The 16262-nt window shown below is 49.7% G+C and carries 14 protein-coding genes and 1 tRNA gene; 10 read left to right on the top strand and 5 right to left on the bottom strand.

The features are described from left to right. Positions 1-561: 561 nt before the first annotated feature. A complete protein-coding gene (locus DRJ53_RS21695) occupies positions 562-966 on the bottom strand; it encodes a hypothetical protein (RefSeq protein ID WP_241558511.1) in 405 nt (134 codons plus the stop codon). An 11-nt stretch (positions 967-977) separates the two neighbouring features. Here DRJ53_RS21695 and DRJ53_RS09845 point away from each other — a divergent pair, with 11 nt between their 5' ends. The 6 genes from DRJ53_RS09845 to DRJ53_RS09820 all read left to right on the top strand — a co-directional run bounded on the left by DRJ53_RS09845 (position 978) and on the right by DRJ53_RS09820 (position 8870). After that, entirely contained in the window at positions 978-4043 is a 3066-nt protein-coding gene (locus DRJ53_RS09845; protein ID WP_162303848.1) for a sensor histidine kinase, read from the top strand. A gap of 109 nt (positions 4044-4152) precedes the next feature. After that, entirely contained in the window at positions 4153-5259 is a 1107-nt protein-coding gene (locus DRJ53_RS09840) for an acyltransferase family protein (RefSeq protein ID WP_114235446.1), read from the top strand. Between the two features lie 184 nt (positions 5260-5443). Further along, positions 5444-6076 carry a response regulator gene (locus DRJ53_RS09835; protein ID WP_114235532.1) on the top strand — a complete coding sequence of 211 codons (633 nt, stop codon included), beginning with the start codon at positions 5444-5446 and terminating at the stop codon, positions 6074-6076. Positions 6077-6328: 252 nt separating this feature from the next. Beyond that, positions 6329-6514 carry a hypothetical protein gene (locus tag DRJ53_RS09830; RefSeq protein WP_114235445.1) on the top strand — a complete coding sequence of 62 codons (186 nt, stop codon included), beginning with the start codon at positions 6329-6331 and terminating at the stop codon, positions 6512-6514. Between the two features lie 433 nt (positions 6515-6947). After that, positions 6948-7607: an NADPH-dependent F420 reductase gene (locus DRJ53_RS09825; protein ID WP_114235444.1), complete on the top strand. Its 660-nt coding sequence runs from the start codon at positions 6948-6950 to the stop codon at positions 7605-7607. Between the two features lie 327 nt (positions 7608-7934). Continuing rightward, positions 7935-8870, top strand: coding sequence for a DUF808 domain-containing protein (locus tag DRJ53_RS09820; RefSeq protein WP_114235531.1), 936 nt, complete (start codon positions 7935-7937; stop codon positions 8868-8870). A gap of 477 nt (positions 8871-9347) precedes the next feature. Here DRJ53_RS09820 and DRJ53_RS09815 read toward each other — a convergent pair whose 3' ends face one another. From DRJ53_RS09815 to DRJ53_RS09805, 3 genes are all read right to left on the bottom strand, one after another. Continuing rightward, entirely contained in the window at positions 9348-10787 is a 1440-nt protein-coding gene (locus tag DRJ53_RS09815) for a family 43 glycosylhydrolase (RefSeq protein ID WP_114235530.1), read from the bottom strand. 51 nt (positions 10788-10838) lie between these two features. Continuing rightward, entirely contained in the window at positions 10839-11573 is a 735-nt protein-coding gene (locus tag DRJ53_RS09810; RefSeq protein ID WP_114235443.1) for an acetylxylan esterase, read from the bottom strand. Between the two features lie 410 nt (positions 11574-11983). Beyond that, positions 11984-12057, bottom strand: a tRNA-Ala gene (locus DRJ53_RS09805). 107 nt (positions 12058-12164) lie between these two features. Between DRJ53_RS09805 and DRJ53_RS09800 the strand changes: the two genes are divergently transcribed. Together DRJ53_RS09800 and DRJ53_RS09795 are read left to right on the top strand one after the other, a co-directional pair. After that, positions 12165-13025: an SDR family oxidoreductase gene (locus tag DRJ53_RS09800; protein ID WP_114235442.1), complete on the top strand. Its 861-nt coding sequence runs from the start codon at positions 12165-12167 to the stop codon at positions 13023-13025. A gap of 93 nt (positions 13026-13118) precedes the next feature. Further along, positions 13119-13352 carry a hypothetical protein gene (locus DRJ53_RS09795; RefSeq protein WP_114235441.1) on the top strand — a complete coding sequence of 78 codons (234 nt, stop codon included), beginning with the start codon at positions 13119-13121 and terminating at the stop codon, positions 13350-13352. Positions 13353-13650: 298 nt separating this feature from the next. On the opposite strand, the gene DRJ53_RS09790 is transcribed toward DRJ53_RS09795, so the two are convergent. After that, positions 13651-14148 (bottom strand): pyridoxamine 5'-phosphate oxidase family protein, encoded by a 498-nt coding sequence (locus tag DRJ53_RS09790; protein ID WP_162303847.1) that lies wholly within the window; start codon positions 14146-14148, stop codon positions 13651-13653. 197 nt (positions 14149-14345) lie between these two features. On the opposite strand from DRJ53_RS09790, the gene DRJ53_RS09785 reads away from it, so the two are divergent. Beyond that, positions 14346-14978, top strand: a complete 633-nt coding sequence (locus DRJ53_RS09785) for a YciE/YciF ferroxidase family protein (RefSeq protein WP_241558510.1) — start codon at positions 14346-14348, stop codon at positions 14976-14978. A gap of 183 nt (positions 14979-15161) precedes the next feature. Continuing rightward, a complete protein-coding gene (locus DRJ53_RS09780; protein WP_114235439.1) occupies positions 15162-16238 on the top strand; it encodes a DNA topoisomerase IB in 1077 nt (358 codons plus the stop codon). Positions 16239-16262: the final 24 nt, after the last annotated feature.

The raw sequence follows: 16262 nt of genomic DNA, 5'->3' as shown, positions 1-16262 counted from the left end.
CGTTTTACCCGGCTTTCTACCTGCGCCAGTGCATAGCTGCCAAATCCAAACTTCACTTCGGTGCTGGCATGTTGCGCCTGGTCGCGCAGAAAAACGTTATCGGCCGGGTCGGTGCCACCGCTGCTAAACAGGCCAAAGCTCCAACCGGGCAGGATATAACCTTTTACTTTCGGCTCGAAGTAAAACATCAGGTCGAACTCGATGGTGTAGTTGTCGCCAAAGCTTTTGGTGTTGCCGGAGAGGTAAGTATTGTTTTCAAAAATGCGCAGCCATTTGCCCTGCTGGCTGTTCAGCGTCATTACTTCGCCTTTGCCGCTGCTGTTCCAGGTAAGCGGCAGCTCGCCAATGGCGTCCTGCGCAAAATCTTCGGCATAGATCACCCGTTCGCCGGGCACAAAATCAAACTTGGAATAGCCCACCACTTTGGCCGGAGCGGCACTGGCGGCATCTTCCGTTGCTTCTTTTGTTTCGGCTTTGGCAACGGCTGGTTGCGCGGCTGGTTTTTGTGCGGGCTTGTTGGCGGGTTTGGCAGCCTGCGGGTTTTCGAGGTCGTCGAGGGCTTTATCCATGGCCTGGTCCACCCGTTGGTTTACCCGGTTTTGCACCTTCGATTTGGCGCGGTTCATCAGGTTGTTGATTTGCGCCTGCATGCTCAGGGAAAAAACGAGCATCAGCGCCAGCAGCATTGGTTTCATTCCGGTTAGTTTGGTTGTGGGTTAAACGTTTTTTTGTATGGATACAAAAAATAATATGCGCAAAACTAAAGGCCTTTGCGGTGCACCGCAATAGCATAAGCGGGTTATTATAAGAAAGGTGTAGCTGCCGGATAACCGGGCAGAATGCTGCGGTTTTCTGCTCCTTTTTTACCAAAGCCGCTGCAGGCCGTTTGCACTGTTCCCACATAAATGTGTGGTTTTGCTGCTGAGCTCCTGTAAGTTCGGGGCAATGATTAGCTTTGGCTGGCATATATGAGAGGTTTGACCTTACTGCTGCTCGTGTTGCTGGCTGCTACTGCGCAAAGCCAGAGAGGGCTTGCTTTTATCCGACTTTCCACCGACGACCGAATTGGTTTGGCTAGTAACGTAGTAACCGCCCTATATCAGGATGAAAAAGGTTTTATCTGGACCGGCACTGCCAACGGGCTGCAGCGGTTTGATGGCGGCAAATTCATTCAGTTCAATACAGCAAAGGAAGGCAGCGACCCACTGCCCGATGCCCCAACCGAGCAGATTGTGCCGGCGGGCCCATCCTCGCTGATCCTTTTTACCCCCCACCTCCGGGAGTTTGGCCTTTTTCATACACGCCAGCTTACCTACAAAAGAATTGCTTTAAAAAACAAGCGGCCTATTGGTGCCCGGGACGAGTTCCGGTTGTACCGCATTGCGGGTGGAAAAGTGCTCTTGAGCATCATGGGGCACGAGTTGCTGCAATACGATTCCGCATCCAACGCATTTGTGCCTTATACCGAGGTGGCCGTGCCCGCGGGCTGGCGCATTGGGCTGGGCGCCGTGTTTGAAGACAAATTGAAGAACCAACTGTGGCTCGGTTGCGACAGCGGCCTGGTGGTTTACGACCGTGCCTCGAAGCAAACCTGGACCAAGCACAACAACCCACGCAAACTGCCCATTTTTGCCAACACCAAAATCCAGAACAATATTACCGAGCTGTACATCGATGCCAAGCGACGGCTTTGGATCTTTTCGTGGCCATCGTGGGGTACGGGCGGGCAATACAAGTTTTGCCTCGACAGCACCGGCCGGTTCCTAGACCGCGATACCGTTGGATTGAACTATCCCGGGCCGGGCTATTCGGAGTACCGCCATTTTTACGAAACAAAAGACGGCACCCTTTGGGTATACGGCCTCAATACTTTTATCAGTTACGACGATGCCAGCGGCAGCTTTTACCACAATAAAGCCGAAGAAGGTTTTACCAGTCTTTCAGTGGATTATAAATTGATCAACCAGATCATCCAGGACCGCGACGGCAGCCTGTGGATTGCCACCGACAAAGGCCTGTACTTTGCGGCTTATGGCAGCACGGAACAATCGACCAACAACCTGATTTTTAGTTCCTCCAAAGAGCAGGTATCCATCACCGATATTTTGCAAATGCCCAACGGCGATTACTGGTTTGCCTGCTGGGGCGCCGGCGTTAAAATTATCAGGCCGGATTTTTCGGTAACCAAAAGCGAAGTGTTTGTCCAAAAGCCGCCACCAGCGCTGCCGCCCGATGCATGGAACGTGGCACGCCACCTGTGGACGCTGTGCCGCCAAAGCAGCACCGGCAAAGTTTGGATGGGCAGCAATGGTGGCTACCTTTCCATTTATGACCCCGCCACAAAACAAACCGAATACACCCGCCCACCGATTTTGAATAACCACACCATCCGCTTTATTGGCGAAGATACCAAAGGCCGGATGTGGCTGGGCACCTACGGCGGCCGCGTGGTAAAATGGGAGAACGGCGCCTTTACACTGGTGCACGACCTGGGCACCGTGGTGTATAAAATTTTCCCGGACAAAGACGGCTGGATTTGGGTGGCCACCCATGAAAAAGGCCTGTATGCATTGGACGGCGAAACCGGCAGGATTTTGCAACACTACACCGCCAATGGAAAAGCAAACAGCCTGATGTTCAACTCCGGCACCGACATTGAGCAGTTGGACGATAGCACCATGGTATTTGGTGCAGGCGGCATTAACCTGATCAACAAACGGCGAAAAACAGTACGCCGTTTAACGACAGAAGAAGGTTTGCCGTCGAACACGGTGATGCGGCTGCGCATGGACAACAACGGCCACTTGTGGGTGGTAACAGCCAATGGCCTTTGCCGCTACAATCCCATCAACAACCGCATTACGCCTTATGGCCGCAGGGACGGCATTGTGCTTGCCGAACAAACCAACGCCACCGACTACCGCGCAGCAGACGGCAGCCTGTTGTTTGCCGGCGAAAATTCGCTGGTGATGTTCGACCCGAACACCTACCTCAATTTCCAGCCGCCGCCCGATGTTTCCATCACCGACTTCAGGCTGTTTAATCAATACCTGCCCGCCGACTCGTTGCTCAATTTGCCGCAGGTAAAACTGCAGTCGGACCAAAACTCGTTTTCTATTTATTTCTCTTCCATTTCGTTTGTGCAGCGCGATAAGATGACCTACTACTATAAAATGGAAGGCATCGATAAAGAGTGGATCCAGTCGGATGTATCGAAGCTGGTGAGCTACTCATTGCTACCGCCAGGCCGGTATACGTTTAAAGTTTATTGCGAAACAATTGAAGGCATCCGCACCAAGGGCGTAACGCAAATAAAGTTCACCATTCTGCCTCCGTTCTGGCGCACCAAATGGTTCATCAGCAGCATGCTGTTTTTAATTGCGTTGGCTATTTATGGCATTCATAATATGCGGGTAAACCGGCTGCTGGCCGTGGAAAAACTGCGCAACCGTGTGGCCCGCGACCTGCACGATGATATGGGCAGTACACTCAGCACCATCAACATCCTGAGCTCGATGGCCAAAACAAAAATGAGCACTGATGCCGTAAAAACAACCGAGTACCTGAGCAAGATATCGGACAACAGCCAGCGCATGATGGAAGCTATGGACGATATTGTATGGAGCATTAAACCAAGCAACGACAGCATGCAGCGCATCACGGCACGTATGCGGGAGTTTGCCACCAATGTGCTGGAAGCAAAAGACATTGAGCTGCAGTTTTCCGTGTCGGAAGAAGTGCACGATGTAAAGCTGAATATGGAAGCCCGCCGCGATCTTTTTTTGGTATTTAAAGAAGCTGTAAACAATGCCGCAAAGTATTCAAAGGCCGATCAGGTTTCGGTTTGCGTTGAGCTGCACAAAAGGGCACTAGTGCTTACCGTGCAGGACAATGGCCGTGGCTTTGATGTGGCCAGCGCCGATGGCGGCAACGGCCTGGGAAACATGCAAAAACGTGCCGATGCCATGAACGGAAGGGTACGCATTGTATCGCAGCCGGGCGAAGGCACTAAAGTAACCGTGCTGGTGCCGGTGAAGCACTAAGTCAAAAGGCAAAACCCATAACTGCCGGAACCTGAACTTTTTGCTTTTCACTTTTGCCTTTTGACTTATTTGAACCTACCTGATAAAAACACATTTACCAACCAACTGCATGAACCGTTTCCTGAGCCAGAAGTTTCGATTTTATTCTTTTATTGCCATTGCCCTGCTGCTATTTGTGCATGGCTACAACCTGCAGGTAGCTTACCTCGAACCATTCAGCCTGGTTAAGGAACCCATGACCATCACCACGTTCACCGAATATTTTTTAGCTAACGGGTTGCTGCGTTTTCGGTTACCCATGCTGTTTATATTCTCGGGTTACATTTTCGCCATGCAGGATCGGAAACCTTTTGGCGAACGCATCCGCAGAAGGTTCAACACACTCATTCTTCCCTACTTTGTTTGGGGCGCTGTTGGTCTGGGCATTACCTGGTTGTGGCAACAGTTTCCAATAACGGCAAAGGCAGTGCAGGATGCGGGCATTGACCAACTAGGCGACAACCGGCCTTACAGTGAAATTGGTTGGGGCGGCATCTTGTATCGCTGGGTGTTTGCGCCGGTGTCTTTTCAATTGTGGTTTGTGCGCAGCCTGTTTATTTACAACCTGCTGTATCCTGTTTTTAAATGGGCTATTGGCCGCATGGCGCCAATTTGGTTTGGGCTGTTGTTTTTAATGTGGGTGTCGTTCACCAGCTTTCCCCTCATCGAAGGACAGGGATTGTTTTTCTTTTCATTGGGCATCTGGATTTACCGGCAAAACTACCCGCTGGACAAAGTGCCAAAATGGTTTAGCTATTACCTCACCTGGTTGTTCTTTGTGGGGCTGGTGGTCATTAAAACGTTCATGGCGTTTGAGTTGGAAGAACAAACGACCGCCACCCGCATCGTGTTTTCCGTGCTGCATGTAATATCAGTATCGGCGGGCATTTTAGCTATTTGGTTTAGCGGTGATAAAGTGGTTAAATGGGCCATGAACCAAAGATGGTTTACCTGGGCCGCAGCCTTTGCGTTTATTATTTACGCACTGCACATTCCCCTACTGCCTTATGTAACGCAGCTGTTTTATCGCTATGGTACCGGGGTTCCCAACTACCGGCTTATCACATACATTTTTGCGCCTACACTGGTACTTTTTGTTTGCATTGCCGTTGGTGCGCTGTTCCGCAAAATTGCGCCGAAAGCGTATGGACTAACGACAGGAGGAAGAGGATTTTAAAGAAAGATGATGGATGATTGTTGAATATGTTTACGTACCGTAAGTCTTTTACAAATAAACAATATTCACACCATTGAGATCCACCATCTATCATCAATCATCCATCATCTACTCGCTTTCCACATGAATATGCGGTTGGCCGCCTTTTGCTCAGCCTGTACTTTTGTAAAAAATGAGCGTAAATATGATTAAAGTCGTGCTGTATGAAGATAACCCGCAGTTGAGAGAGGGCCTGGCCATGCTGATCAACGGTACTGAGGGTTTTGAGGTGATGGCTGCTTTCAAAAATTGCAGCAATGTGGTGGCCGAAGTGCAGGCCTTTAACCCTGATGTGGTGCTGATGGACATTGACATGCCGGGTGTGAACGGCCTCGAAGGTCTTAAGCACATCAGGGAAGTAAACGATGAGGTAAAGATCCTGATGCTGACTGTGTTCGACGACAACAAGAACATTTTCCAAGCAATTTCAAGCGGCGCCAACGGCTATATTTTGAAAAAAACCCCGCCCGCCCGCCTGCTCGAGTACATTACCGAAGCACAAACCGGCGGCGCCCCCATGACTGCATCGGTAGCCACACAGGTGCTGAAAATGTTTTCGAACATGAACACATCTCGCGGCGACGACTACAACCTGTCGGACCGCGAAAAGCAGGTGCTGCAGTTCCTGGTGGATGGCTACAGCTACAAGATGATCGCCAGCGAAATGTTTATTGCCATCGACACGGTACGCAGCCACATTAAAAAGATCTACGAAAAGCTGCACGTAAACAGCAAAAGCGAAGCGGTTGCCAAAGCATTTAAAGACAAGATCGTGTAGCAAAGAACTGCACCAGGTTTAAGCCCAACCATTTACCCGCAACACTTACAACAATCAACAAATACGAACTCAAGCCACGCCTGCCGCGTGGCTTTTTTGTGTGGGGTACATTCCGCCAGAGCATTGGGTATTTACACGGGTGATGTGGGCCGTTTATGTGATAAACGGGTAAAAATGGGTGTAAATAATCACACTTTTATGCGATTGGTTTCGGCTATGCAGCATACTACTTTTGCTCTACAACCAACTGCAATGGAAACCATACTTAAATTTTCGGTCCTGCTTTTTCTGTCCATCACCTGGACCAACAAAACTAACTGTTACAAACCCTGCATCAACCTTGAGCTAAACGTAGCCAAAAAAGAAGTAAAAGAAACAGGACCCAAACAGGAAATGGACGGCTTCTGGCTGACCCAGTTCCTGGTGGTGGAAGGATAACACCGCACCAAACGGTGTTGTCCCGCCTCCTACGTTTTTATCTGGACCATTGTACCAACTACATGCTTATGAAAGCGGCTGCACCCCGTAAGGTGCGGCCGTTTTTTTTTACCAAAATGATCGCTTGTTTAACCCTAATGACAATCAAGGCGAGGTGCTGCTCAATAGGACTCGTCATGCCGAACTCGTTTCGGCATCTCCTTTTTCCGGCTGGGTTTACAAACGCAGAATAAGGTGCCGAATGGCGTACGGCATGACAACCCTACAATTGAAACGACACAGGTTAATCGCATTTTACCACAAAACCTTCCACTAAGCCTCACACGGCCCTGTCACCACATTCATATTGATAAAAGTCAATGCCATTTCTTGCCCAAACGCAATGGTGCAGGCACCCTTCCATCGGTAGCTTTGTACTACTTATTACAACAACATGGTCACAAAACAAACCATCAGCATCATAGGCGCAACCGGCAGCATGGGCTCGGCCATTGCCAAAAGCCTGGCCGGCGGCAACTACCGGCTGTTGCTGAAAGCAAATAACCGCGAAAAGCTGGAGGCCTTGGTTGCTGACATTAAAAATATCCATCCCCAAGCCGATGTGGAAGGGGCTGCCTGCCCCCGCGACGCCAGTTGGGAAGCCGATATCATTATTGCCGCGGTGCCCTACAGCGCTGAAAAAGAAGTGGCTGAACGCATCAGGGAAGTGGCTACGCAAAAAATAGTGATTTCAATAGCCAACCCGCTCAATGAAACCTTCGATGGGCTGCTGACCCCTGCCGACACCAGCGCCGCCGAAGAACTGCAACAGCTACTGCCCCACTCCAAAGTGGTAAAGGCGTTCAACACCAGCTTTGCCGCCAACTTTGCGCAGCCCGATTTCAACGGTCAGCGTGCCGATGCCTTTATTGCAGGGAACGATGCCGATGCACTTGAAACCGTATCCGAAATGGTGCAAGCCGCAGGCTTCAACCCGGTTATGGCTGGAGATCTTTCAGCGAGCCGCACATTGGAACACATGCAGTTGTTGCTCATCAGGCTGGGCCTGCAAAATGGCTACAACTGGCATGCGGGCTGGAAAATATTGCACTAAGCGAAACAGGCCACCAGCGTTTCATGAAGCCTTGTAAGGGTTTTTAGATACGACGGTTGGTCTTTCCGTTTCAAAAAACGGCCGTTTAAAAATCATCCAGTTTGGTTGTAATAAAAACGCCGGGCAGCAAGTGCACAACTTGTCGCCCGGCGTTTTTTTATGCGCAAAAAAGGGCCCTGCTGCTGGTATAGTATTTTCATCAACTAGCGCCGTTATCCGGGGAAACTTGTTTATCAACCAACTGCCCCTAACTTGGTGCCCGGTTTTTACCCAACACCAATTGGTGGCCGGGTATCAACAACAACCGGTATAGCTAACTCAAAATTTATGGCTTCAGGACTATTTGCCTTATTAGATGATATTTCGGCGCTGGTAAAAGCAAGTGCCGCTACCCTGGATGATGTGCCCACACAGGTGGCCAAAACCACCGGCAAGGTATCAGGCATCGTGATCGACGATACGGCCGTAACACCCAAATATGTGGTTGGCCTCGATCCGTCTCGCGAATTGTCCATCATTTTCAATATTGCCAAAAAATCACTGATCAACAAGCTGCTGATCTTAAGCCCGGCTGCTTTGCTGCTGGGGTATTTTGCGCCCTGGGCCATCACGCCCATCCTGATGCTGGGTGGTGCATACCTCTGCTACGAGGGTTACGAAAAAGTGCATTCGATGTTCAGCAAGCACCACGAGGAAACACCGGAAGCCGAGGATGTAAAAGTGATTACGCCGGAGGAACTAGAAAAAGAACGCATTAACAGCGCCGTGCGTACCGACATTATTTTGTCGGCCGAGATCATGGCCATTGCCTACAGCCAGGTGGTTGATGCGCCGCTGGTAAACCAGATTGTGGTGATGCTGGCAGTTGCCATTTTTATTACGGTTGCCGTGTATGGCTTTGTTGGGCTTATTGTAAAAGCCGATGATATTGGTGTGCACCTGGCGCAAAAAAAGTTTCATCCCGCTACGCAAAAATTCGGTCGCGGCATTGTAAAGGCCATGCCGCATTTTTTGAACATACTGGGTTATGTGGGCACTGCTGCCATGCTTTGGGTGGGCGCCGAAATCATTGCCCATGGCATTCCGTTTACCGCGCATTTACTGCACGACCTGGAACATGCGCTGGCGCACATACCCGCAGTGGCCTGGCTGGCAAAAGCCGTGATCTGCGCTATTGGCGGTTTGATCCTTGGTTTTTTCATTGATAAAATTGTAAAAGCAGTAAAAGCGGTTTGGCCTAAAGGCAAACCGGAAGTGGCTTAAGCAGGCACAGCTAAGAATTGGTCGACGCTGTTGTCTTTTTAACCCTTAATTTTTAGCGGCCTCTTTGTCATCCTGAGCGCAGCGAAGGATCTGAGCCTACACCTGCACAAATGTCGAATAAAAAGTAACTCTGCTTTTTCAGCAACAGACGTTTCGATTGCAACACAGGGACGCTTCGCTGCGCTCAGCATGACAAAGGGCAAGTCACCGATGAAGCATAAAAGCAAGAACTTCCTTTAAAAAGAAAATAGCCCAAGTAATCAGCAGCCCGCTTTGTAATAATTTAAAATCATCGCAAATGCGGGCTGCTGTTTTTTGCACAATACACCCTCCAACGAATACTTTTTTTCAATAAAAAAACCGGGCAACACTTGATGCGTGTTGCCCGGTTAGCAGGGCATTTCTTTATAAATAAATGGACTGGAATCCTATGCTAAAAACATGTTTCAAAAGAACACATTCAACAACGCATCCACTTTAATGCGCCCTGAAATTCCACTTCGAATTATCGCTGTTGAAATCAAATTCAGCCAGGGTTGGCGAACTGTCGCCGATGGAAACTAGGGCAAGTTTCTTATTGGACCCCGGCACCACTTTCGGCATGATCCGGAACGTACCATCCGTTAACTGGTCGATGCGCCACAATTGCTCCGGTGCACCGGTAAATTCGGGAACGGTGGTCAGTTCGGCATCAGCCGTTGCGGCCAGTGCACGCTGGGTTCCGGCAATCACGATCTTGTAATACGGCCCACCCAGGTAGCCTTCGCCGGGCACCGCAGTAATGGTCCATTTCTGGTGCGGACGGGTCATATAATCGCCAGTGCGCACCCCGATGTTGCCGGTGGGCCAGGTTTTGATCACATCGGCCAACTCCTGCGAGGGCACCGGTTTTACCGGCTCGTCGTTGTTGCGGTTAAAGCGCATACCACCAGGCATGCGTACAAAGTCAACGATCAGTTCCAGCGCATAACCCCTGCGCTCCGATTCAATTTCATAAGTGCCTTCTTTAAAAACATCGCCGGCAACAGGCCAGCCGTTTTTCCACAGCAGGGGCCGGATGCCCAACACACTGCGGCCGCTTTGGTCCAAGTCCGCCTCGTAGTGCAGCGACATTTTTTCAACGCCTTCTTCCAGCACCACGCGGCCAAAGTGACCGGGGCCCATCACGCGGTTGCTAGCGGCTACCACCATTTTACCACCACCACGCAGCATATCCCGGCCCATATTATCGAGGTAAGGACCGGTTATTTTTTTAGAACGGCCCACAACAATGTTGTAGGTTGAGTTGGCGCCATCGCAGCAGGTGCCATGTGTACCCAGCAGATAATACCAACCGTCGCGGTATTCGAGGTCGGTGGCTTCGCAGTCGATGGCAATATCAATGGCTTTGTTGCCTTCTTTACGGGCACCGGTTTTAGGGTCCAGTTCAATGAGGCGGATAAAGCCAAAATAAGTGCCGTACGAAAGCCACAAGCGGCCATCCGTGGGGTCGAGCAGCAAGCCTGGGTCAATGGCATCATTGTCTTCCATATTGGCGGACTGCGCCACCACGATGGGATCGGAATATTTAAAATCGGGCGATTTTGGATCCAGCGTTTTGTTCCACATGGTATTGATCTTTCCATCATGGCCGCCGCCCAGTCCGCCACCGGTTGAGCCATAGGCAATCAGGTAACGGTCGCCAATTTTAATTACATCCGGCGCAGCGCCGCCACCGGGCCGTACACCGCCGCCATTCCAGGTCCAGCCGTCTTCAGAGATCAGTCCACCGCTGCCGGTGCCAAACGTATAATACTTGCCATCACTCATCATGATGGTAGACGGATCATGAATAAACGGTTTACCAATTTGTGCCGTTGCCGTAACGGCAAAACAAGAGGCCATAAGTGCTATTGCACCCAATATTTTTATGTTCATGCTAATGTTCATTGTTCGTTTATGAAATCAAACTGCAGTGAGGAGTACGCCTTACTCGTAAGTGATGGTGAGGCCTTTGATGGGTTGTCCTTTTTCATCCAGGAAACGCACACAGAAATCACTCATGCCGGGGCCGTTGATCACTGCGCCGCGAATGATATTCTTGCCTTTATTCAGCGTAAGCCGGTTCGATACTACGTCGTCCATCACCATGCGGCGGTCGCCCGAAAGCAGTGCGGCCTCTTTGCCGTTTACCCACCACATCGAAGCAGAGTTGGAACCAATGGCCATGCGCACATTTTGCATTTCTTCGGGGCTGTTTACCACGGTTACGGCCCAAAACACCACACCGTAATAAGGCTTGTACAAGCCATAAGCAAAACGAAACAGTTTTACATTAAACAGGTTGCTTTCCAGTGCATGCCAGGCCAGCTCCTGTGTGCCCACTTTTACTTTGTCGCCGTGCTTGGGAACAACAGTTTTTTGGTCGGGAAAATACAGCGTGTCGAATGCATGGCGCAGGTAGCTGTCGGTAAAAACGGTGTTGGTGCGGTTGGGTTTGCTGATGGGTTCCAGCAGCAGCCAGCGTTGAATAAATCCGTCGGCATCGGGTGTTTTTGTTTTGGTAGTGGCTGCCGAAAAATACGGGGCAATGCTCCGTGTTGTGTCGGTTTTGGCGGTGACGCCGGTGCTACCCTTTGATGCTGCGGAACAGCCCTGCAATGCTGATGCGGCCAGCACAGCAAAGCCCACTGCACACAGCAGTGTCTTACTTGTTTGAATCATTGTGGGTCCTTAAAATGTTTGAGAAAATTGTTCAGCGCAAGTGGAGCATATTCAACGCGGCCTAAAGCTACTGCACGAACGTACAGCTTGCCCGGCCCCATCGTTAATTAACGTTGCAAAATCGCTGGAGCGCATACAAGTTTGGTGTAAAAAGAATATAACGATGTGCCACCAGCAAGTTTAGGCTAGCATTACGCTACTGCACCAAAAGCTTTACCATCCTGCATTGCGCTTATTTTTAGCAACAGCCTTATTTGTTTTTATTAAAAAAATTGATGCAGTTGTTTACGACGAATGCTGTGGAAAAAATAGTTGTAAAAAGCTTGTAGAAATGCGCAGGAAAAATTGGAATGGCGCTAAAAAAGAAAACCGGACAACTCTTCGAAAATCTCGAGTTATCCGGTTCAATGTGGAGGACAACGGAGTCGAACCGATGACCTCTTGCATGCCATGCAAGCGCTCTAGCCAGCTGAGCTAGTCCCCCATTTTTTGTAAGATCTTTCCGCACCGTTTCCGTAGCGGGTGGCAAAAATAAGGGAATAGATAAAATTATTGGTACAAATTTTTTGGCAACAACAAAAAATTTTAGACATGCAAAAAGGAAAGGATCCGAAAGAAGTACGCCCACCACAGGAACAGGAACTTCCGGGAAGCGAGCAGGAAATGACGCCCCAGCCCATATCGGAGCGGCCCAAGCTGGCTAAAAAACTGGAAGGAAAAGTGGCGCTTATTACCGGTGGCGACAGCGGCATTGGGAAAGCGGTCGCCATTTTGTTTGCACAGGAAGGCGCCGATGTGGCTATTTCTTACCTCAACGAGGATGAAGACGCCGAAGACACCCGCAGCAAGGTGGAATCGGAAGGGCAGAAATGCCTGTTGCTTCCCGGCAATATCCGCGAAGAAGGTTTTTGCCGCATGCTGGTACAGGAAACCATCGACACACTGGGCCGCCTCGATATACTGGTGAACAATGCAGCCACGCAGTTCCCGCAAAAATCATTGCTCGATATTTCGGCCGAGCAATTAAAGGAAACATTTGAAACCAACATTTTTTCGATGTTTTACCTCACCAAGGCTGCACTGCCGCATTTGAAAGAAGGCGCAGCCATCATCAATACTACTTCGGTTACGGCATACCGTGGCAGCAAAGAACTGCTTGATTATGCCAGCACTAAAGGCGCCATCGTGGCCTTTACCCGCAGCCTTGCGCAATCGCTGGCCGATAAAAAAATAAGGGTAAACGCAGTGGCCCCAGGCCCCATTTGGACGCCGCTCATTCCAGGCAGCTTGGATGCGGAAAAAGTGGCTTCGTTTGGATCGGATGTACCGATGGCCCGCGCCGGCGAACCGGCCGAAGTAGCCACCAGCTACCTGTTTCTGGCCAGCGAAGATGCTTCGTATATGACCGGCCAGGTACTGCACCCCAACGGTGGCGAAATTGTGAATGGCTAAACATTGCGCTGCAACAACTGGCACAATAATTACCACTCTTATCGCGGGCACAAGGATGAACTATTCAATTGCGCAACAATAAAAACATTTCTTATGGAACATAACCACGAACACGACAACCGCTTGAAAGGATTGAAAAATGACCTTACTCCGGGACGTACCGACCGCAACCTGCTTTCGGACAGCCACAGCGAGGCGCCCATCGACCAGGACCGGTCGATGCGGGAAGATGTAGCTTCAGATGCATCGGATGAAAATTACGCCGATGAAGAGCTGAACGATCCACATTATTTTGAGAAAAGAGCAGGTAAGGATGTACGCAAATAAGCGTAAGTATTATCGCTTCAACGTTTACACAACTTAATTATAAGCCGCATACACTGCGGCTTTTTTTATGCTCCTGTTGCAAACAAACGAAACGTGCACAGAAAGGAAAAAGAATTGAACAGGCGCAATACATTATGCGAAAGCAACAACATGAAGCAAAAAAAAGATGATGAAAGACCTAAAGCGGGAAAACGAGTACAGGCCTATGTTGCAGCAGGGTTGAAAAGAGAAAGTGTACCCTGCTGCTTCACGGGTGATGGATTAAAAAGGTGTAGGGTATTACTAATGGGTTAATTGCTTACGATGCGGGGAAAAATGTATTGCCCGAAGCCGCTGTATAGCCGTTGGAACTGCGAAACCATGCAAAGAAATTGTGCACTACATTTTGCCACCACGAGTTGGTGTGGCCGGTTTGCGTTTCGTGGTAATCGGCCCGTTGCATTTTTACTTTTACCAATACCATTTCCGGTGCCTTTTCCCTGGCGCCTTCCACTGGCGCTACATTGCTTACTTCTTCGGGGTCGGTTACAACCCATGCGGTGCCGCTTACCTGCAGGAAAAAGCTTTTGCCCTTGCGGTAAAAATCGAGGCGCACAGGAAAGCCGTTGTCAAATTCGCGAACGCTCTGGCGCGGCTTGGGCACCCAAAACCATACATAACCATAGTCGTCCACTTCCTGGCAGCTTACCAGCGCCGTTGGAAATTTCAGTACCGAATCACTGAGGTTAAATAAAATGGCACTCCCAAGGTCTTCAATCTTTTCCTTAAGGAAGTGCAAGTGTTGATTAGTAGCCATAAGTACAGCGTTTATTTTAGATGTGGGAACACTGCAATAACTCCAAATTAGATACCACATTTATTGCTGCTGATAACTCATCCTTTTTGCAAAAAGCGGTGGGTAAAATTGTCTACATGAGTTGGCAGCCACGGCTTTTGGCTGGCACTATTTTTATAAATACACAGGAAGATTAAAAAAACAAAAATCATCTATTTATGGCAAAAGCTTCCAGAGCAGCAGCTCCTGCAAAAAAAACCGCTGCTGCTAAAAAAATGCCTGCACAAAGAGGTATGACCGCTAAAGCTGCACCCGCAAAAAAATCAGCAGCATCCAAATCATCCGGCAGCGAAGAAACCAAACTGAAAGAGCTGTTTGTTGATGAATTAAAAGATATTTATTACGCAGAAAAACTGCTGTTGAAAACAATGCCGAAACTGGCAAAAGCAGCTACATCGCAAGAACTGAAAGCCGCTTACCAGCAGCACATGACCGAAACCGAAGGACAGATTGCCCGCCTGGAGCAGGTGTTTGGCATACTGGGCCTGCCCGTGCGTTCGAAAAAGTGCGAAGCCATGGAAGGCCTTACCAAAGAAGGCACACAGGCTATTGAAGATACCGACAAAGGCACCGCTACCCGCGATGCAGCGCTCATCATCTCTTCGCAAAAAGCAGAGCACTACGAGATCGCATCGTATGGCAGCCTGGTACAATTGGCAAAAACAATGGGACACAATGACGTAGCCCAACTGCTGGGACAAACACTGGCCGAAGAAAAATCGACCGATGAGAAATTGAGCCGCCTTGCAGAAAGCAGCATCAACGTTCGTGCAGAAGCAGAACCGCAATAAATAAAACAACAGGAACAGTAGCAGCCGGGCACAGCAATGTGCCCGGCTTTTTTAATAAACAACCGCTATAGTCCATTCACTCTTAACGATTCACCTTTCACGTTTGACGTTTGACGTTTAACGTTCAACCTTCACCACTCTGGTATGTTTTTACAATATTGAACTAATACATAAACCCCACACATGGAAACCGGGCAATTATCGCATCGCGATTTTTTGAAGCTGGATAAAGACTACAGCAAGGCGGCGCTTGCTGCCGACCTGCAATATGTAAGCGACACCAGCAGCGGTATTACGCGACAGCGAAAAGGTTCGGGCTTTGCTTTTTTGCTCGATGGCAAGTCGGTGAAAGACAAAGATGTGTTGGAGCGCATCCGCAAACTGGCCATACCACCAGCGTGGACGCAGGTTTGGATCTGCACCCGCGAAAACGGGCACATACAGGCCACCGGCGTTGATGCCCGCGGCCGCAAGCAATACCGCTATCATGCACAGTGGCACGAGCTGCGCAACGAAACCAAGTTTCACCGCATGTACGAGTTTGGCAAACTGCTGCCCTCGCTGCGCCTGCAACTGGAAGAAGACCTGTCCCACAAAGGCCTGAGCGAAGCAAAAGTAATTGCCACCGTGATCAGCCTGATGGAGCGCACTTATATCCGCATCGGCAACAACGATTACGAAAAGCTGTACGGCTCGTATGGGCTCACCACACTTAAAGACAAGCATGTAAAAATTGAAGGCGATAAAATTCATTTTTCTTTCCGCGGTAAAAAAGGTGTGGACCACAACATCAGCCTTAAAAACCGGCGGCTGGCCCGGGCCGTGCAGGCCTGCCGCGAAGTGCCGGGCAAAGAACTGTTTCAATATATTGATGATGACGGCAACCGCAAATCCATTGATTCGGGAAAAGTAAACGCCTACATCAAAGACGCCACCGGCGGGGATTTTTCGGCAAAAGACTTTAGAACCTGGGCCGGAACATTGAGTGCACTACGTGCCCTAAAAGGCCTTACTGCCGCCACTGAAAGCGACATTAAAAAGAACGTGGTGCAGGCGCTGGATGAAGTAAGCAAAGCGCTGGGCAATACCCGCACGGTCTGTAAAAAATATTATGTGCACCCGGGCATCATCAGGCTGTACGAAGAACAGGGACTGAGCAAATACTTAAAAGAACTCGACGCCATCGAAAAGCCCGATGAACTGACCGGTCTTACATCGGAAGAGCGGGTGCTGATGAAGATTTTAAAAGAACTGGTGTAAAAGCAGATATCCCATTTACCTGCA

The organism is Paracnuella aquatica, from assembly GCF_003332885.2.
Classification (GTDB): Bacteria; Bacteroidota; Bacteroidia; order Chitinophagales; family Chitinophagaceae; genus Flavisolibacter; species Flavisolibacter aquaticus.
This window is presented reverse-complemented; position numbering and strand designations above follow the sequence as displayed.